Consider the following 17,160-nt stretch of genomic DNA (forward strand, 5'->3'; position numbering starts at 1 on the left):
GACGCCTGGCACGCACGCTCGCCGCGTTGTCGGATCACCCCAGTACGTCCAGTACTGGGGAGACCCTCCGCCTTGCGATCGCCGCTCGGCATCCAAAGGAGCAGTCAAGGCGCCGAGACGGAGAGAGCGCAGCGAACGTAGTGCACCAGACGCCGCGAGCCCCACCCTTCGGGCGGACGGCGCTTTTTGTCAGACAGGACCTAGGGCGGCTTCCGGTACGCCTCGCGCGGATCGCGGTCCGGTCAGTGGGTCGCGGGGAGCCAGCGGTACTGCAGCTCGGGGCGCCCGACCTGGCCGTACTGCGGGCTGCGCTGCGCCCGTCCGTTGGTGACCAGATGTTCCAGATAGCGGCGCGCGGTGATCCGGGAGATGCCCACCTTGGCTCCGGCCTCGGCGGCGGTGAGTCCATCGGCCGACGCGCGCAGCGTACGGGTCACCGCCTCCAGTGTCGGGGCGCTCAGCCCCTTCGGCAGCGAGGCGGGCTGGGGCGCCCGGAGCGCGCCGAGCGCCCGGTCCACCTCGTCCTGGCCGCTCGCCTCGCCCGCCGCCGCCCGGAACTCGGCGTACCGTACGAGCCGGTCACGGAGGGTCGCGAAGGTGAAGGGCTTCAGTACGTACTGGACGACCCCGAGCGACACACCTTCCCGTACCACCGCGAGATCGCGCGCCGAGGTGACCGCGATGACATCCGCGTGGTGCCCGCCGGCCCGCAGGCTGCGCAGGAGCTGGAGGCCGTGTCCGTCCGGGAGGTACAGGTCGAGGAGGATCAGATCGATGTCCGTACGCTCCAGCAGCCGGCCGGCCTCCACCCGGGAGTGGGCGACGCCCGCGACGGCGAAGCCGGGGACCCGGCCGACGTACAGCTGATGGGCGTCCGCCGCGACCGGGTCGTCCTCGACCACGAGAACGCGGATCGGCGTACCTCCGGGGCCGGGGCTCACCGGGCCGCCTCCATCCCGTCGTCGGCGGTCCTGGCGGCGATGACCGGCCCGCCGGCCGGATCGGGGCCGGGCCGCCCCGCCAGCGGCAGCCGTACGGTGAACTCCGCGCCGCCCTCAGGACCCTCCGCGAGCTTCACCGTCCCCCGCGCGCGATGCACCGCCTGCCGTACGAGCGCCAGACCGAGACCGCGCCCGGGCCCCCGGGTCGACCAGCCGCGCCGGAACACCTCGTCCAAGTCGCCGGGAGCGACCCCGGCGCCGGTGTCCCGAACGCCCAGCAGTAGTTCGCCGCCCTCCACCAGGGCCGTCACGATGATCCGCGCGCCCTCGCCGCCCTGCGCCGCGTCCATCGCGTTGTCGATCAGATTGCCCAGGATGGTCACCAGATCGCGCGCCGGGAGCGTCGACGGGAGGACACCGTCGTCGATCCGGCTGTTCTCGGCGAGCTCCAGTTCCACACCGCGTTCATTGGCCTGCGCCGCCTTCCCCAGCAGCAGGGCCGCGAGGACCGGCTCGCCGACCGCGCCCACTACCCGGTCGGTGAGCGCCTGCGCCAGCTCAAGCTCCGCCGTGGCGAACTCCACCGCCTGCTCCACCCGTCCCAGTTCGATCAGCGACACCACCGTGTGCAGCCGGTTGGCCGCCTCGTGCGCCTGTGAGCGCAGGGCCTGGGTGAAGCCCCGCTCCGAGTCCAACTCGCCCGACAGCGCCTGAAGTTCGGTGTGGTCGCGCAAGGTGACGACCGTACCGCGCTGCTCCCCGCCGACCACCGGCCGCGTGTTCACGACCACGACCCGGTCGGCGGTCATATGTGCCTCGTCCACCCGGGGCTCCGAGGCCAGCAGCGCGCCGGTGAGCGGGGCGGGCAGCCCCAGTTCGGCGATGGGGCGGCCCACCGCGGAGTCGTCCAGACCGAGCAACTCGCGCCCGCCGTCGTTCATCAGCGCGATCCTGCGCCCGCCGTCGAGCATCAGCAGCCCCTCGCTCACGGCGTGCAGCGCCGCCTCGTGGTAATCGTGCATCCGGCTCAGCTCCGCCGCGTTCATCCCGTGGGTGTGCCGGCGCAGCCGCGCGTTGATCACATACGTACCCAGACCACCGATCGCCAAGGCCGCGCCCGCCGCCATGGCCAGCACCCTGACCTGCTGGGTGACCTCGCTGGAGATCCGGTCCACGGTGATCCCGACGCTGACCAGACCGGTGATCCGGTCGCCGTCCCGTACGGGGGTGACCGCCCGGACCGAGGGGCCGAGCGTGCCCGTGTAGGTCTCGGTGAAGGTCTCGCCGCGCAGCGCGGGCGCCGTGCGGCCCAGGAAGGGCATCCCGATCTGCGCCGGGTCGGGGTGTGTCCAGCGGATCCCCTCCGGGTTCATGATCGTGATGAAGTCGATTCCGGTGTCCAGCCGCACGCGCTCCGCGTAGGGCTGGAGTGCGGCGCTCGGATCCGGGGTACGGATCGCCTCCCGTACCGATGGTGAGTCGGCGAGCGTGTACGCCGTGGCCAGAACCTGCTTGCGCGCGGTCTCACCGGTATTGGCGCGACCGGTGACGAACGCGAAGACCGCGCACCCCGCGACGACAGCCGCGACCAGCACGACCTGCATCGCGAAGAGCTGGGCGGCGAGACTGCGGGGAAGCGGCAGATGCATGAAACAAGAATGCCTGGCCGGATTCATATGAACGAAATGAACGTAAGGGTGACCGGCATCACACGGTGGTGGATAGTCACCGGGACCCCTCGGGACAGGGACGGGGGATTCGCAGGAGACGAGTCGAGGAGGACCCGTGGCCGCAAGGCGGGACCGTACCCACTATCTGTACATCGCGGTGATCGTCGCCGTCGCGCTCGGCATTCTGGTGGGCTTCGCGGCTCCTGGCGTGGCCGTCGAACTGAAGCCGATCGGTACCGGCTTCGTGAACCTCATCAAGATGATGATCTCGCCCGTGATCTTCTGCACGATCGTGCTGGGAGTCGGGTCGGTCAGGAAGGCCGCCAAGGTCGGCGCGGTCGGCGGGCTCGCCCTCGGCTACTTCATGGCGATGTCGACCGTCGCCCTGGCCATCGGCCTGGTCGTCGGAAACATCCTGGAGCCCGGTTCGGGTCTCCACCTCACCGAGGCCACCCGTGAAGCGGGCGCCGCCCAGGCGACCGGTGCGAGCGAGTCCACCGCGGACTTCCTGCTCGGCATCATCCCGACGACGATCGTCTCCGCCTTCACCGAGGGCTCGGTCCTCCAGACGCTGATGGTCGCGCTGCTGGCGGGCTTCGCGCTGCAGGCCATGGGCTCCGCGGGCGAGCCGGTGCTGCGGGGCATCGGGCACATCCAGCGCCTGGTCTTCCGGATGCTCGCGATGATCATGTGGGCCGCGCCGGTCGGTGCCTTCGGTGCCATCGCGGCGGTGGTCGGCGAGACCGGCCTCGACGCGCTGAAGTCGCTCGCGATCATCATGATCGGCTTCTACATCACCTGCGCGCTCTTCGTCTTCGTCGTCCTCGGCGCGCTGCTGCGGCTGGTCGCGGGCCTGAACATCTTCACGCTGCTGAAGTACCTGGGCCGTGAGTTCCTGCTGATCCTCTCGACCTCCTCCTCCGAGTCGGCGCTGCCGCGGCTCATCGCGAAGATGGAGCACCTGGGTGTCAGCAAGCCCGTCGTCGGTATCACCGTCCCGACCGGCTACTCCTTCAACCTGGACGGCACGGCCATCTATCTGACGATGGCCTCGCTCTTCATCGCCGAGGGCATGGGTGACCCGCTCTCGATCGGTGAACAGGTCTCGCTGCTCCTCTTCATGATCATCGCGTCCAAGGGCGCGGCGGGTGTCACCGGCGCGGGTCTGGCGACGCTGGCCGGCGGTCTCCAGTCGCACCGGCCCGAACTGGTCGACGGTGTCGGTCTGATCGTCGGTATCGACCGCTTCATGAGCGAGGCGCGTGCCATGACGAACTTCGCGGGCAACGCGGTCGCCACGGTCCTGGTCGGCACATGGACCAAGGAGATCGACAAGCAGCGCGTGAACGAGGTGCTGGCCGGAAAGATTCCGTTCGACGAGAAGACCCTGGTGGACGACCACGGTCCGGCCGACGAGGCGGGGGACGCGCCCCAGAGCGTGCCCGAGCCGCGCGGCCTGGAGAAGGCGGACAAGGCGGGGGTCTGATCCTCCCTCTCGCACCATGATCCCGGCCGGGGTCTCCCCCCTCACCCCGGCCCCACGAAGACCGGCCGTACGGAGACGCTTCCGTACGGCCGGTCTGTCGTGGTGCCGGTTTGCTGTGCTGCCGGTTGTGCTGCCGGTCTGTCGTGCTCGTGTGGGTGGGGGGCAGGCCCTACCGCCACTGCGGAGCCGAACCCGCCGCCCTCGGTGCCGCCGCCTCGATCTTGGCCCTGATCTCCCGCATGACCACGACGATCCGCCGCTCGTGCTCCTCCGTCAGACGCGTGGTCGGCACCGAGCAGCTGACGGCGTCCGTGGCGGGTACGTCGTAACGCAGCGCGAAGCCGAACCCGGTGATGCCCGCCATGCTTTCCTCGCGGTCGATCGCGAAGCCGCGCTCCCGAACCCGTTCCAGATCCGCGGCGAGTGACGCGCGATCGGGGTGGGTACGGGGGGTCAGCCGCCGCAGCGGGCCCTCCGGCAGTGGCAGCCGTGCCGGGTCGCGCTCCGCGAGCAGCGCCTTGCCGAGCGCCCCGGCGTGCGCCGGCAGTCTGCGGCCGACCCTGCTGACCGGGCGCAGATACTCGTGCGACTCGCGGGTGGCGAGATAGACGACATCGCCGCCGTCCAGCCGGGCGAGGTGGATCGTCTCGCCGAGCTCGTCGGACGCCTCGTCAAGGAACGGACGCGCGGCGCCCACGCGCGGGTCGGCGTCCAGATAGCTGGTGCCGGTGAGCAGCACCCGGATGCCGATGCCGTACAGCGATCCCGTGGTGTCCGTACGGACCCAGCCGCGGTCGATCAGCGTCTGGAGCAGCGCGTACATGCTGCTGCGCGGTACGTCCAGCTCCTCGGCGAGCTCACGCAGCCGGGCGGGCCGGTCGCCCCGGGCCGCGAGGACCTCCAGCAGCTCGACGGTGCGGGCCGCCGACTTCACTTCGCGTACGCCGCCGCTGTCGTCGGACATGGCTCAGATCGTAATCGGCGGCGGTGCGGCGGGCGTACGGCTGCCGCACGGCGGCGATACGGCCGCTGTCGCTGCCGCACCCATTGACGACCCCGGTCCACATCCCTAATCTCCATCCTCATACGTAGACATCATCTATATGGGGAGACGATCGCATGGTGGCCCTCACGGCCGACGCGGCGACGACGACGGCCCGGCTGCGCGACGGCATGGAAAAGGGGGTGCTCTCCTTCCCGCTCACCAGCTTCACCGGCGAGCGGGGCGGGCCCGGCGGCCCCGCGCTCGATCTGCCCGCGTTCCGCGACTACCTCGCCGCCCAGATCGAGACGGGCCCCGGAGCGCTCTTCCCCGCGTGCGGCACCGGAGAGTTCTTCTCCCTCGACGAGGACGAGTACCGGCAGGTGATCACCGCGTCCGTACAGGAGGCCGACGGACGGCTGCCGGTCGTCGCCGGGATCGGTTACGGCTGGGCGCAGGCCGCGCGCTTCGCCCGGATCGCGGAGGAGGCGGGGGCGGACGCCGCGCTCGTACTGCCGCACTACCTCGTCAGGGCGCCGGGGGCCGGCCTCGTGGCGCAACTGCGCCAGATCGCCACCCGTACCCGGCTGCCGCTCATCGCCTACCAGCGCGACCAGGTCACCTTCGGCGTCGAAGGCGTCCGCGAACTGGCCGGGATCCCCGGAGTCATCGGCCTCAAGGACGGCCACAGCGACCTCGACCGGCTGCAACGCCTCAAGCTGGCCGCGCCGGAGGACTTCCTCTTCTTCAACGGTGCCGCCACCGCCGAGGTCCAGGCCAGGCAGTACGCGAGCATCGGCGTCACCGCGTACTCCTCCGCCGTGCACGCCTTCGCGCCCGAGATCGCCAACGCCTTCTTCGCCGCGCGGCGCGACGGCGACGACACGGCCGTCGAGCGGCTGCTGCGGGGCTTCTTCGTGCCGCTCGTCGAGCTGCGCGACCGCGGCACCGGCTACGCGGTCTCACTGGTCAAGGCCGCGGCGCGGCTGCGCGGGCTGCCGGTCGGGCCGGTGCGGGCACCGCTCACGGACCCGGGGCCGGACGATCTCGCGGCGCTCGAAGAGCTGCTCGCCGCGGGACTTGACCTCGTAGGAGCCACGAGCTGATCGGCCTGTCGGCGGTCGGGATCGTGGCGGCGGTGACGGTGCCGCCCGCCCCTGGACCGGCCGTCCGTATCGCTGCCGTCCGTACCGATGTGATCGGGCATCGGTACGGACGGCAGCGGCACGGACGGCGCCGGTCCGGGGCGGGCTGCCTACCAGGCCACCGGCAGCTCGTGCGGGAAGCGCCGGATCGTCTCCGTGTCCCAGCGCAGCTCCTCGGCGGGCACCGCGAGCCGCAGCCCCGGGAAGCGGTCCAGCAGACGGCCGATGGTGGCCTCCAGCTCCGCCATGGCCAGGGGAGCCGCGATACAGCGGTGGCCGCCCCACCCGAACGTCATATGCGGAGTGGGCGGCCGGTGCGGGTCGATGACATCGGGGTCGGGGAACCGCTCCGGATCGCGGTTCGCCGTCAGATACGACACATGGACGAAGTCACCGGCCCGGATCCGTACCCCGCCCATCTCCACGTCCTCCATGGCGACGCGCGGAATGCCCACCCCCTTGCGGAAGGGGATGTACCGGAGCAGCTCGTCCAGCACCTGCCTGAGCGACTCGGGCCGACTCCGCACCAGGTCCATCAGCTCGGGGCGGGTGAGCAGGAGGAACGCGATATTGCTGATCTGACAGGTCGCCGTGTCATGGCCGCTCAGCATGAGCGTCAGCGACATGACCGCCAGGTCCTTGTCGTCCAGGGCGTCATCGCCGTCCTTGGCGGCGGCCAGCGTGCTGATCAGATCGTCCCCGGGGGCGCGCCGCCGCTCCGCCACCAGCCCGCCGAAGTACTCCCGAAGCCGCGCCTTGGCGTCCGCGGCCGCCTGGCGCGAGTCGGGGGCCGTGGACAGCAGCTGATGGGCGTACTCCTGCATCCGCGGCCGGTCCGGCGGCGCGATGCCCAGCAGCTCGCAGATGGTGTGCTGGGGAAGCTTGTTCGACAGATGCCCGGCCAGGTCGGCCGGCGGGCCGTCCGCGGCCATCTCGTCGAGGAGCTGATCGACGATGCCCTCGACGGCGGGCCGCATCCGGTCCACATGCCGCGGCGTGAACGCCTGCGAGGCCAGCCGCCGCAGTCGGCTGCTGATGGGCGGGTCCATCACATTGATCGACTCGGGGGAGACGATCGGCTCCGGCGTCATCCTGGGGTAGTTGTGGCTCATGATCCCCGCGCGGCTGAACCGGGGATCGGTCGTCACCTGCCGTACCCCGTCGAAGTTCGTGACGAGCCACGCGTCCGCCTCACCGTAGGGCAGCCGGATCCGGGTGACGGGCCCCTGGGACATGAGGTCACCGAGCGAGGGATCGAAGTCCATGCCCTTGCTGAAGTCGAACGGACAGGTGGTCGTTTCCCCGATTTCGGTCATCGCGTACTCCAGGACGAGCGCGGACGTTGTGGGCGAGAGATAAGTACCTCGCCCATTTCGGGGATATGCCTACTGCCCGGCAAATGGGTACGGGGCGCGCGGGGCGCGCGGGGCGGCGGCGAGAAGACGCCAACCCCTCGTAGGGAGGCCCGGCGATCGCTTCAATGGTTGAGAGGTGATTCGGGTGACTTGTGAGGGGAGCGTCTGCCGATGGCTGAACAGATGAGGAAGAGCAAGGATGGCGGGGACGATGAGAAGAAGGACAACCTTCCCGGTGAGCCATGGAAACCGATCCTGGAGCCACATCCGGACGGCGGATCGCCGGACGGCGACGGGAAGCATCGCAAGTGACAGCTGTATCTGAGCAGGAACGCCGCGCTGGTGAGGAGCTGGCGCGGCATCTCCTCGACATCGGGGTCTTGACGCCTGAGTGGGCCGAGGCGCTCAGGGCGGTGCCACGATCACTGTTCCTGCCGGATCCGTTCTGGGCCTATGACATGACGACCAGCCTCAGCGTTCCTGTCTTCAGAAGCGATGACCCCGCCCGCTGGGCGAGAGCCGCGTACGAGAATGTCCCCTTGGTCACTCAATGGGATGACGGGCGGCACACGGGCGACAAGCCGGGATCGAAGGCAACCAGTTCGGCGAGCATGCCGTCGGTCGTTGTCTCCATGCTCCGTGATCTGGAGCTGAGCGACGGAATGCGGGCGCTGGAAGTGGGGACCGGCACCGGCTGGAACGCCGGGCTCCTCGCGCACCGTCTGGGCAACGGGAACGTGGTGAGCGTCGAGATCGACCCGGCGGTCGCGGCAAGCGCCTCGGCCGCGCTGACGCGTGCCGGACTCGGTCCACGACTGATCGAGGGGGACGGCCGGGAGGGCTGGCCCCTCGGGGCCCCGTACGACCGGGTGATCGTCACGGCGGGGGTACGGAACTTCCCGGCCAAGTGGCTGGAGCAGACGCGACCCGGCGGGATCATTCTTGCCCCCTGGGGCACCCACTACAGCCATCAGGACGGGCTCGTTCGGCTGGCCGTAGGCGAGGACGGGCGCGCTGTCGGCCCCTTTCTCCGCATGGTCGAGTTCATGAAGCTCCGAGACCAGCGTCTCGACTGGAACTTGTTCGTCGAGCACGTGAAAGAGTTCCCCGGCAACGCCGATGACTCCAGAACTTCGCTCACCCTGGCGGACATTGGGAGTCGTTACGACCCAGCCGACTTCGTCGTCGGGCTCTGCGTCCCTGACTGCGCCCATGTCGTGAACACGGGTGACTCGGGCGAAGAAGGAGACGCGAAGGCGTGGTTCTTCGACTTCCTCAGTCAGTCGTGGGCGGCCGTCGTCTTCAGTCCTGGCGCGCCGGACGCCACGGTCTATCAGTCGGGCCCGCGCCGCCTCTGGGACGAAGTGGAGCAGGCCCTGACCTGGTGGATCAGCCGGGGACGGCCCGCCGTCGACCGCTTCGGCCTGACCGTGGAACGGGACGGAACCACCCGCCCGTGGCTGGACGAGCCGACCGGCGTCCTTCCAGCGTTCGCCTGACGCCACGCCACGCCACGCCACGCCACGCGGGAGCTTGGGCGGGCGATGCGAGCCGTACTCCCGGGGGGTGGGACGGGCCGATGTTCCTGGGGCAGGATGAGCGCAGCCGTCAAGAGAGGGGCCGGACATGGCCGTCATCCACCGCACCACCCTGACGCCCGGCAAGCTTGAGCTTCTTGCCTCGTGGCTTCCCGCTCAGTCCTGGTACCTCGACGGGGGGCGCGAGGCGCGGCTGACCAAGGCCGGGGGCTTCCGGCTGGACGACCCGCAGGGCGAGGTGGGGATCGAGTTCATGGCGGTCACCGACGAGTCCGGGAGCGAGTCGATCACGTACCACGTGCCCCTCAGCTACCGCGGAGCACCGCTCCCCGGCGCCGATCACGCGCTCATCGGCACGTCGGAACACGGGGTGCTGGGCCGGCGGTGGATCTACGACGGAACCCACGACCCGGTTCTGGTCGCCCAGCTGTTCGCCCTCCTTCTCGGCGAGGCCGAGCCGCAGGCCCAGAGCGTGACCGACACCCCGGACCCGTCCGTCACCGCCCACTTCCCCGAGGCCGGTCATGCGGCCTCGATCAGCTCCGTGGACGTGACCGACGGGCCGCACGGTACGGATCTCCGCGTGCAGCCGAGTGCGTCGGCCGGGCAGCTCACCATCCGGGTGAACCGCGTGCTGCGGCCCGAGCGGGTCGAGTCGGCCACCCACGCCACCCACCCCGCACCGGTCCTGGGCCACGTCACCGCCGATTGGCTCCTGCCGGACGGCACGAAGACGCGCGGCCCGTACGCCGTCGTGGAATGACCCCCCACGGCCCGGCGGATCCGGCCGCGGTCCGGCCGCGGTCCGGGTCAGTTGACCAGTAGCACGAGCTTCCCGCGTACATGGCCCTCCTCACCGACGCGGTGCGCGTCGGCGATGTCGGCGAGCGGGAATGTCCGCACGGCCGGGGGTGCGAATCGCCCGGCTTCGATCAGCGGGCCGATCTCGTTGAGCACGTACAGCGCGCGGCCGGTGTCGCCCCGGCTGAATCTCACGCCGTGCTCCTGTGCGCCGGTGAAGTCGGCGATCGTCACGACGTTCGTGGGGGCGCCCGCGAGCCCGATGAGTTCGGGGAGTACGCCGCTGCCGGCGACGTCGAGGGCCAGGTCGGCGCCGCCGGGAGCCAGCGCGCGGACTCGCTCGGCCATGCCCTCGCCGTAGGCGACGGGTTCGGCGCCGAGCGAGCGCAGGTACTGATGGTTGGCCGGTCCGGCCGAGCCGATCACCCGTGCCCCGCGTGCCACGGCGAGTTGGACCGCGGCGCTGCCGATGGTGCCGGAGGCACCGTTGATCAGAAGCGTGGAGCCTGCCCCTACGCCGAGCTGGTCGAGCGCGCGGGCGGCCGTCTCCAGTGCGGAGGGCAGTGCCGCGGCGGCGGCGAAGTCGAGCGAGGGCGGGATGGGTACGTAGTGGTCCAGCACCGCTGATTCAGCCTGGGCCGCGCCCTCGCCGGAGAGGCCGAAGACGCGGTCTCCGACGGCAACGTCGGACACCCCTTCGCCGAGTTCGTCGACGACCCCCGACGCCTCGTGGCCGAGCGTCTGCGGAAGCTCCTGGTCCATCAGGCCCTGGCGCTTCTTCCAGTCGCTGGCGTTGACGCCGGCCGCGCGCACCGCGATCCGGACCTGGCCCGGCCCGGCATGCGGGGCGGGGAGATCTACGATCTCCAGGACATCGGGGCTTCCGAATCCGCTGAATTGAGCTGCCTTCATCGTCCGCTCCGGTCTCGGCCTCGGGACCCAAGGTGTCGCACGCTCAACACCGCCGGGTGTTCCGCCCCTCGCAGGCACTATAGATTGTCGACATCAGCCCGCCGTTCCAGATCTTCAGGACCGACGAGTCCTGCCGGGGCAGCCGTCACCCTCGTATCGCCCAGCAGCCGCGCCAGAGCGCCACCAGGATCGAGCCGCCGACGGCGGTGACCGCCACGACGTACAGGGCCTGGGCCTTGGCTGGGCTCACTGACCGCGTTCCCTTGCCGATCGGCGCAGTTGGTAGAGGACGGCCAACGAGCGCGTGGTGCCGGCGAGGGCGCGCATCACCTCGTACGCGTGCAGGGGCGGGAGCGGCGGCGCCGAAGGGGAGCAGAGGTCGAGCAGCCGACGGGCGTCCTCGCGCAGGGCCTCCAGCAGCGGACCGGGGTCGCCGAGGTCTTCGCGGAGCAGGAGTTGGAGGTTCCCGCGGAGCTTGAGGATGGTGATGTCCACCCAGGCGCGCTCGGGGAGAACGACTCGCCGAGCGAGAGCCGCGAGCACGGTGCGGGAGATCGTGACGATGTCGACGGGACAGCCGGCGTGGCCCGCGGCTCGTTGCTCACGACGGGCATGGCGGCGCAGGGCGGTCAGGAGACGGCGGTGGGCCTCGGCGTCGGTGGCGAAGACCAGCGGGCGCGGGCGCCAGTGAGCGCCGGGGGTACGGCGAGTCGGTGTCATCGGGTGCCCGCCTCCCGTGTGGCGACCACACACCAGGTGCAGGTGCCGCGCCTGCCCCACGCCCAGGAGAGCGCGTCCACCAGGAACATGCCCCGCCCGCTCTCCTCGTCGGGCGCCGGCTGCCGGACGGTGACCGACGCGGGGGAGTGATCGTCCACCTCGATCCGTACGAACCCGCTCCGCCCGTACGCCAACGAGAACCGGACACGCTCGCCCCGGCCGTGCACGACCGCGTTGGTGACGATCTCGCTGACCAGGAGTTGTACGGTCTCGACCGCGTCCGTGCCCAGGTCGTCCTGGCGGAGGAGAGCCGCGGCGACGCGACGGAGGTGCTCGACGCGGCGGGCGTGGGGCGCGAACGACATGTTCAGGCGCACGGCGTCCTCTATGCCGACTGCGGTGGGTGGGGCGGGAGTTGCGCTGTGCGTGGTGGGAGGCATCGAGAGTCCTTGTCGTCGATCTCCGGGGACTGCCGCATGGGTCGGCGTGCTCACCCAAAGCAGCGATTCGACTGCGCTGGGTGAGCTGTCGGTATAGCGTCGCATCAGATGCGTTACGGCTGGCACTCTCCAGCCGAATTCTGCGTGCGGGAATCGCCGTGAATCGCCCCTCTGGGGAGGGGGGTTCGCCCAGGCACGCGGTGGCTCCCGCTATGACGCAGAAAGTTCCTTGCGGAGGCGGAAGCAACGTCGACACACTGGACAGTGCTCTGAGAGGACGGCAGATGATCACGGACATCGAGTCGGCAACCCCGGCTCTGTGCCGCTTGCACCTGGGCAACGAGCTGCGTCATCTCCGGCAGAAGGCCGGGATGACCTCAACTCAGGTCGTCAGGAAGCTCTATTGGAGTCCGTCGAAGCTGACCCGGCTGGAGACAGGGGAGAACTCGGTCGTCGAACCGGTCGATGTCATGGCGCTCTGCCAGATCTTCGAGGCCGACGCGGAGACCACGGAGTTGCTGAAGGGATACGCGGCGGTCACCAAGCGCAAGCGGGACTGGTGGCAGTCGACGGAGTACCGCCCGGTCATCGCTCCCGGCTTCAGGGCGTACTTGGGCCTGGAGGCCACGGCGGTGGCACTGCACAACTACGAGTCCGAGTTCGTCCCCGGTCTGCTCCAGACCGAGGCATACGTGCGCGCGACCCACGAGAACGCGCATCAAGGGCTGAGCGAAGAGGACATCGCGCGCATGGTCGCGGTGCGGATGACACGGCAGGAGGCGCTGCGCCGGGAAGCGCCGCTGAAATTCTCGGCGATCGTCAGCGAGGCCGTGCTACACCGGCAGGTGGGAGGCGCGGAGGTGATGCGGGCGCAGCTCGCCCATATCGCGGAGGTGACCTCCCTGCCCAATGTCAGGGTCCAAGTGGTGCCGTTCAAGGCAGGTGCCCATCCAGGAATGAACGGTGCCTTCCATACGCTCCAGTTCCACGACCGCGACGCCCTGAAGCCGATCATCTACTTCGAGAACCTGGCCGATGCCTGGGTGAGTCGGCGTCAGTCGGACGTGGAGCTTCACGAAGAAGCGTTCACCGAACTACAAGCCATCGCTCTCGGACCTCAGGAATCCTTGAGTTTGATCAAGAAAGCAATGAAGGAGCTTTGATTCCGATGACGACCATGGCTGACGCGCTGACCGGAGCCGACTGGTTCAAGTCGAGCTACAGCAACGATCACGGTGGCGCGTGCGTTGAAGGCGCCCGTCTTCCCGACGGGGCCATGGCCGTACGCGACTCCAAGAACCCGCACGGCCCCGCCTTCGTGGTCGGCGGCAGCACCTGGACGACCTTCGTCGGCGCCCTCAGCGACGGGCGGTTCTAGAGGCGGCGCAGCCGGCCTCCCGTACCGAACGAACCCGGCGCACCGGCGTGTACGCATCGTCAAGTGGTCGTGCACCACACGTCAAAGACGGCACAGGCGGCACGGCACATCATGGGTGTGCGGCAGGCGAAGATCGCGCTGTCGAGTGCCGGCCTCCGTGGCCGCCGTCCACGGGGGAGACGGCGGCCACGCGACAGCCGGCTACGCCGAGGAGTCGAGGGCCTGGCGGCGGTAGTCCCGGGGCGGGAGGTCGTAGGCGGCGCGGAAGGCGCGGGTGAAGGCGGAGTGGTCCGGGAACCCGCAGCGGGCCGCGATCCGGTGGACGGGTACGGTCCGCAGCGTGTGGTCGGTGAGGTCACGGCGGGCGCGTTCGAGGCGCTGGCCGCGGATCCAGGCCGCGACGGTGTCGTCGCGCGCGCGGAAGAGGCGGTGCAGATAGCTGACGGAGATGTGGTGGGCCGCGGCGATGGCGCCGGGTGACAATTCGGGTTCGTGCAAGTGCTGTTGTACGAACGCCTCGATGCGCAGCAGCAGTGCACGCTGCCGGGAATCGTCCGGCACGCGCGCGTCGGCGTCGAGGTGGTGGGCGAGCACCGCGGTCAGCAGGTCGAGGGCGACCGTACCCAGCCGGGGGGCGTCGGCCGGCCGGTAGGCGGCGGAGTCGGTGGTCAGGCTGGTGAGGTACTGGGTGAGCAGCGAGCCCACGCCCTCGCGGCCCGGCAGCGGCACCGCCATCAGCGCCGCGCTCCGGTCCGCGGGCAGGGGCAGCAGCGCGCGGGGTACATGGGCGCGTACGAGCGCGGCTGTCCCGCGATTGGCGGCGATCTTCACGTCGAAGGGGCGCGAACTGTCGTACAGCGCGAAGTCGAACGGCCCCAACTCCGCCTCGCGGGTGTCCTGGACGACGCCGAGCCCACCGCGCAGGGCGAAGACGACCGAGTACAGCTCGGGGTCGCACCGCCGGATCAGCCGCGGTGTGCGCCGTACGTCCGAGGGCGAGCAGGTCAGCTCGACGACATTCACGGCCGCGAGATCCAGCGCACGCGCCGTGGCACTGAACCGCGTCGGCTCGCCGCTCTCCACCCGCATCGGATGCGGACTGTCGACCTGAAACGCGTCGAAGCGAGCCAGCCGCTCCATCGGCGGCAGGTCATCGCTGTGAAAGACCGTCTCCATCATGGTGCCCCCTCCCCGGAGACACCGTAGCCGCCGGGATCGACAGCGGGCGCGACGAAAGAATCTCTTCCGGCCACCCACCCGTCAGAACGTCACCGAACCCCTTCCCGGACACAGCCCGCCGACGTCGGTTCGCCTGTGCGCTTCACCGCGTACGACGAGAATCCGTGCGCCGTGCCGGTGTGCGTGAAACCGGCTTTCAGGAGCACCCTGCCGGAAGCTCGGTTCTGCACCTGGTGCTTCGCGTGTACGGCGGGGAGGGCCAGTGGGCCGAAGGCGAAAGCCAGCAGCCCGGACACGGCGTCCGTGGCGTACCCGCGTCCCCAGGTGTTCTGACGCAGGATGTAGCTCAGGCGGCCAACGCCTTCCGTCACGTTGAGTTTGACGACACCCACCAGGTCGCCGTCCATGTCGACGCCGAGGACATACCGCAGGCGTGGCTGGTGCGTCGACCAGATCAACGCGTTGCCGACGTATGCCGTGGCTTCGTCCTCGCCCATGACTCCCCGGCCGAGGAAGTGCACCGACCGGCCGCTGTAGATCTTCCGTACGGCTCGTGCGTCGTCCGGAGTCAGCTCCCGCAGATCGATCACGCGCCCTCCAGGATGGTGGCGAGTTCGGCGGCCGTGGGCCGGTCGTCCGGGCCGGACAGGAGAACCGGGCGCAGCAGGTCCTGGAACATCGGCCACGATGCCGTGGAGGCCAGGGGGATCTTGCCGGTGGCGATGGCAGCTCGCCGATTCGCCGGTCCGACATCCGGCGGGATGCCCGCCGCGGCGTAGTCCAGCGGCCACGGCGTCGTTGGCGGTGTTCCACGCGTCGCCGAGGCCCTCGGCGACGCGGGCGACGGCGAGGTGCCGGGCTACCAGAGCCTCCAGCGCCCACCGCAGCCCACGACGTGACAGCTTGGCGGCGGCACCACTGGTCGGGTTCCAGGACCCGACAGGCGAGCACGTCGACGGCCCGCTTCCTCAGGCCCCTGTATGGGACCGGCTTGTGCACCTGCTGCACGCGTTCATGGGCCTTGCGGGAGCAGCGAGAAGTGCTGCGGCGCGCGCCGACTTGCGGTTACCGCGTGGCCCTGGCCAGGGCGGCGCGGATCGCATTCGCGCCGACCGGCCGGCCTTCCTCTTCCGAGTACGGTCCATATGGCGTCCCCCACACCGGCGTGCTCGTCTCCTGCCGCCAGCTGTCGGCCAGCGGTCCTGTGTCCACCACGCTGTAGCCGATCGAGTCGATGAACTCGGCCACCGTCGCCTTGGCCTCAGTGGAGTCGCCGGCGATCGGCAGGTAGGAGCGGTCGGCCGCTCCTACAGGGCGGCCGAGTGACAGCAGGTGCTTGAAGAAGATGTTGTTGAACGCCTTCACCAGCACGGCGTCCGGGAGATAGCGCAGCAGTAGTGCGCTCGAAGTCAGCGACTTGTCGTCGAGTTCGGGGATGGGCCCATCCCGCTCGGGGCCGTAGTTGCAAGTATCGATGACTGTTTTCCCGACCAGTGGCGCGGCGGGCAGCCTAGGAAAGGCCCTGACTGGCACCGCTACCACGATGATGTCGCCGGCCGCCGCGGCATCCGTGCTCGACGCGGCCGACGCCTGCGGCCCCAGTTCCGTAATCAAGTCCGCGAGCGTTTCGGGACCGCGCGAGTTACTCAGCACCACCCGGTGCCCGGCTTCGATGGCGAGCCGCGCGACGGCGCTCCCGATCTGCCCACTTCCGATGAATCCAACCGTTGTCATAGTTCTGCTTCCCTTCTCGAAAGCACCTACTGTGTCGTTGCTACTGCTCGATGTCGGCCTAGGAACGACGTCCTCGAACACCGGTCGCCCTCGGATCACCGAGGCCGTGCCAGTCACACAGCCGCCCGACTACCTCACCCGATCAGCACGGGGCAGCCGAGACAGCCAGGTATTCAGTTGAGTTCTGCGCCGAGGGCGATGTCGAAGCCGGCGCCGTGGCGGGCCAGCCCCATGAGCAGGAGGCCGGTCCATTCAAGGACCGACGCCATCTGGAGCCCTCCGGCGTCGAGAGGCCGCATGCCGATGCTCTTCAGAAACGCCGCGACTTGGGCTTTCGCCTCTGCGTCGTCGCCGGCAAGAAACGCGTCCAGGGGCTTGTCGTGAGCGAGGACGTGGCCGAATATCGAGTTCAGCGCCTTCACGACCGGTGTGCCCTCGGGGGCGGCAGCGGCGATCTCCTGGGCCGCCGAGCGACCTGGGGTAGTCGCGAGCCCGTCGGCGTCGGTGTTGAAGGGATTGGAGATGTCGACGAGGATCTTGCCGGCCAACGCGCCGTCGTAGCGAATGACCGCGTCGACTGCGCCGGTGTACGGGACGGCCACGATGACGATGTCACCTGCCGGCGTTGCACCGAACACGCCGACGGTGGCTCCATTGCCGATCTGGTCGGCCAGCGCCTGTGCTTTGACGGTGTTGCGGCTCATGAGCTCGATGGTGTGGCCGTGCTTCGCCGCCCGGGTGCCGATGGCGGTGGCCATGTTGCCCGAGCCGATGATGCTGATGGTGGTCATGACGTTTTCCTTTGCTGTCTATCGATCAACTGCTGGGTAATAGGGGTCTTGCCGGTGTGGTGGGCTGCGTCGAGAGCATTGGCCGCGC

18 protein-coding genes and 1 pseudogene are annotated in these 17,160 nt (G+C 69.7%); 7 read left to right on the top strand and 12 right to left on the bottom strand.

Features of this window, described 5'->3' with window-relative positions:
• Positions 1-242 precede the first annotated feature (242 nt).
• Together AB0M67_RS16695 and AB0M67_RS16700 are read right to left on the bottom strand one after the other, a co-directional pair.
• Positions 243-941 carry a response regulator gene (locus AB0M67_RS16695; RefSeq protein ID WP_365746113.1) on the bottom strand — a complete coding sequence of 233 codons (699 nt, stop codon included), beginning with the start codon at positions 939-941 and terminating at the stop codon, positions 243-245.
• Positions 938-2,590: a sensor histidine kinase gene (locus tag AB0M67_RS16700; protein WP_365746114.1), complete on the bottom strand. Its 1,653-nt coding sequence runs from the start codon at positions 2,588-2,590 to the stop codon at positions 938-940. The genes AB0M67_RS16695 and AB0M67_RS16700 overlap by 4 nt, the downstream gene beginning before the upstream one ends.
• Before the next feature lie 136 nt (positions 2,591-2,726).
• On the opposite strand from AB0M67_RS16700, the gene AB0M67_RS16705 reads away from it, so the two are divergent.
• Positions 2,727-4,097, top strand: coding sequence for a cation:dicarboxylase symporter family transporter (locus AB0M67_RS16705; RefSeq protein ID WP_365746115.1), 1,371 nt, complete (start codon positions 2,727-2,729; stop codon positions 4,095-4,097).
• 169 nt (positions 4,098-4,266) lie between these two features.
• Here the strand turns inward: AB0M67_RS16705 and AB0M67_RS16710 are convergent, their stop codons facing one another.
• Positions 4,267-5,061, bottom strand: coding sequence for an IclR family transcriptional regulator (locus AB0M67_RS16710; RefSeq protein ID WP_365746116.1), 795 nt, complete (start codon positions 5,059-5,061; stop codon positions 4,267-4,269).
• 155 nt (positions 5,062-5,216) lie between these two features.
• Here AB0M67_RS16710 and AB0M67_RS16715 point away from each other — a divergent pair, with 155 nt between their 5' ends.
• Positions 5,217-6,185 (top strand): 5-dehydro-4-deoxyglucarate dehydratase, encoded by a 969-nt coding sequence (locus AB0M67_RS16715; RefSeq protein ID WP_365746117.1) that lies wholly within the window; start codon positions 5,217-5,219, stop codon positions 6,183-6,185.
• A gap of 149 nt (positions 6,186-6,334) precedes the next feature.
• Here AB0M67_RS16715 and AB0M67_RS16720 read toward each other — a convergent pair whose 3' ends face one another.
• Complete coding sequence (locus tag AB0M67_RS16720) at positions 6,335-7,540, bottom strand: cytochrome P450 (RefSeq protein WP_365746118.1); 1,206 nt, start codon at positions 7,538-7,540, stop codon at positions 6,335-6,337.
• A gap of 210 nt (positions 7,541-7,750) precedes the next feature.
• Here AB0M67_RS16720 and AB0M67_RS16725 point away from each other — a divergent pair, with 210 nt between their 5' ends.
• From AB0M67_RS16725 to AB0M67_RS16735, 3 genes are all read left to right on the top strand, one after another.
• The gene (locus AB0M67_RS16725) at positions 7,751-7,891 is read left to right on the top strand and encodes a hypothetical protein (RefSeq protein WP_365746119.1); all 141 of its coding nucleotides are present in this window, start codon (positions 7,751-7,753) and stop codon (positions 7,889-7,891) included.
• Positions 7,888-9,078: a methyltransferase domain-containing protein gene (locus tag AB0M67_RS16730; protein ID WP_365746120.1), complete on the top strand. Its 1,191-nt coding sequence runs from the start codon at positions 7,888-7,890 to the stop codon at positions 9,076-9,078. The genes AB0M67_RS16725 and AB0M67_RS16730 overlap by 4 nt, the downstream gene beginning before the upstream one ends.
• Before the next feature lie 127 nt (positions 9,079-9,205).
• On the top strand, positions 9,206-9,880 hold the full coding sequence (locus AB0M67_RS16735) for a 1,4-alpha-glucan branching protein (RefSeq protein ID WP_365746121.1): 675 nt from the start codon (positions 9,206-9,208) through the stop codon (positions 9,878-9,880).
• A gap of 47 nt (positions 9,881-9,927) precedes the next feature.
• Here the strand turns inward: AB0M67_RS16735 and AB0M67_RS16740 are convergent, their stop codons facing one another.
• From AB0M67_RS16740 to AB0M67_RS16750, 3 genes are all read right to left on the bottom strand, one after another.
• A complete protein-coding gene (locus AB0M67_RS16740; protein WP_365746122.1) occupies positions 9,928-10,830 on the bottom strand; it encodes an NADP-dependent oxidoreductase in 903 nt (300 codons plus the stop codon).
• A gap of 246 nt (positions 10,831-11,076) precedes the next feature.
• Complete coding sequence (locus AB0M67_RS16745) at positions 11,077-11,550, bottom strand: hypothetical protein (protein WP_365746123.1); 474 nt, start codon at positions 11,548-11,550, stop codon at positions 11,077-11,079.
• Complete coding sequence (locus tag AB0M67_RS16750) at positions 11,547-11,990, bottom strand: ATP-binding protein (RefSeq protein ID WP_365746124.1); 444 nt, start codon at positions 11,988-11,990, stop codon at positions 11,547-11,549. The genes AB0M67_RS16745 and AB0M67_RS16750 overlap by 4 nt, the downstream gene beginning before the upstream one ends.
• Positions 11,991-12,274: 284 nt before the next feature.
• Here AB0M67_RS16750 and AB0M67_RS16755 point away from each other — a divergent pair, with 284 nt between their 5' ends.
• Positions 12,275-13,153, top strand: a complete 879-nt coding sequence (locus AB0M67_RS16755) for a helix-turn-helix transcriptional regulator (RefSeq protein ID WP_365746125.1) — start codon at positions 12,275-12,277, stop codon at positions 13,151-13,153.
• A 5-nt stretch (positions 13,154-13,158) separates the two neighbouring features.
• Positions 13,159-13,368: a DUF397 domain-containing protein gene (locus AB0M67_RS16760; protein ID WP_365746126.1), complete on the top strand. Its 210-nt coding sequence runs from the start codon at positions 13,159-13,161 to the stop codon at positions 13,366-13,368.
• Positions 13,369-13,569: 201 nt separating this feature from the next.
• On the opposite strand, the gene AB0M67_RS16765 is transcribed toward AB0M67_RS16760, so the two are convergent.
• From AB0M67_RS16765 to AB0M67_RS16785, 5 genes and pseudogenes are all read right to left on the bottom strand, one after another.
• Positions 13,570-14,547, bottom strand: a complete 978-nt coding sequence (locus AB0M67_RS16765) for a helix-turn-helix domain-containing protein (protein WP_365746127.1) — start codon at positions 14,545-14,547, stop codon at positions 13,570-13,572.
• An 89-nt stretch (positions 14,548-14,636) separates the two neighbouring features.
• The gene (locus AB0M67_RS16770; protein ID WP_365746128.1) at positions 14,637-15,137 is read right to left on the bottom strand and encodes a GNAT family N-acetyltransferase; all 501 of its coding nucleotides are present in this window, start codon (positions 15,135-15,137) and stop codon (positions 14,637-14,639) included.
• A gap of 180 nt (positions 15,138-15,317) precedes the next feature.
• Positions 15,318-15,455, bottom strand: a pseudogene (locus tag AB0M67_RS16775) (ISL3 family transposase); the annotation flags it as partial.
• A 157-nt stretch (positions 15,456-15,612) separates the two neighbouring features.
• Positions 15,613-16,281, bottom strand: a complete 669-nt coding sequence (locus tag AB0M67_RS16780; RefSeq protein WP_326633871.1) for an NAD(P)-binding domain-containing protein — start codon at positions 16,279-16,281, stop codon at positions 15,613-15,615.
• 173 nt (positions 16,282-16,454) lie between these two features.
• Positions 16,455-17,072, bottom strand: coding sequence for an NAD(P)-binding domain-containing protein (locus AB0M67_RS16785; protein ID WP_365746129.1), 618 nt, complete (start codon positions 17,070-17,072; stop codon positions 16,455-16,457).
• Positions 17,073-17,160: the final 88 nt, after the last annotated feature.

The organism is Streptomyces sp. NPDC051662, assembly GCF_040681655.1.
Taxonomy (GTDB): Bacteria; Actinomycetota; Actinomycetes; order Streptomycetales; family Streptomycetaceae; genus Streptomyces.

Bases quoted from the DNA above. Each gene is read 5' to 3' on its own strand.
- AB0M67_RS16700 (WP_365746114.1), bottom strand. From the start codon at position 2,590: ATGCATCTGCCGCTTCCCCGCAGTCTCGCCGCCCAGCTCTTCGCGATG.
- AB0M67_RS16710 (WP_365746116.1), bottom strand. From the start codon at position 5,061: ATGTCCGACGACAGCGGCGGCGTACGCGAAGTGAAGTCGGCGGCCCGC.
- AB0M67_RS16715 (WP_365746117.1), top strand. From the start codon at position 5,217: ATGGTGGCCCTCACGGCCGACGCGGCGACGACGACGGCCCGGCTGCGC.
- AB0M67_RS16720 (WP_365746118.1), bottom strand. From the start codon at position 7,540: ATGACCGAAATCGGGGAAACGACCACCTGTCCGTTCGACTTCAGCAAG.
- AB0M67_RS16725 (WP_365746119.1), top strand. From the start codon at position 7,751: ATGGCTGAACAGATGAGGAAGAGCAAGGATGGCGGGGACGATGAGAAG.
- AB0M67_RS16735 (WP_365746121.1), top strand. From the start codon at position 9,206: ATGGCCGTCATCCACCGCACCACCCTGACGCCCGGCAAGCTTGAGCTT.
- AB0M67_RS16740 (WP_365746122.1), bottom strand. From the start codon at position 10,830: ATGAAGGCAGCTCAATTCAGCGGATTCGGAAGCCCCGATGTCCTGGAG.
- AB0M67_RS16745 (WP_365746123.1), bottom strand. From the start codon at position 11,550: ATGACACCGACTCGCCGTACCCCCGGCGCTCACTGGCGCCCGCGCCCG.
- AB0M67_RS16750 (WP_365746124.1), bottom strand. From the start codon at position 11,990: ATGCCTCCCACCACGCACAGCGCAACTCCCGCCCCACCCACCGCAGTC.
- AB0M67_RS16755 (WP_365746125.1), top strand. From the start codon at position 12,275: ATGATCACGGACATCGAGTCGGCAACCCCGGCTCTGTGCCGCTTGCAC.
- AB0M67_RS16760 (WP_365746126.1), top strand. From the start codon at position 13,159: ATGACGACCATGGCTGACGCGCTGACCGGAGCCGACTGGTTCAAGTCG.
- AB0M67_RS16765 (WP_365746127.1), bottom strand. From the start codon at position 14,547: ATGATGGAGACGGTCTTTCACAGCGATGACCTGCCGCCGATGGAGCGG.
- AB0M67_RS16780 (WP_326633871.1), bottom strand. From the start codon at position 16,281: ATGACAACGGTTGGATTCATCGGAAGTGGGCAGATCGGGAGCGCCGTC.
- AB0M67_RS16785 (WP_365746129.1), bottom strand. From the start codon at position 17,072: ATGACCACCATCAGCATCATCGGCTCGGGCAACATGGCCACCGCCATC.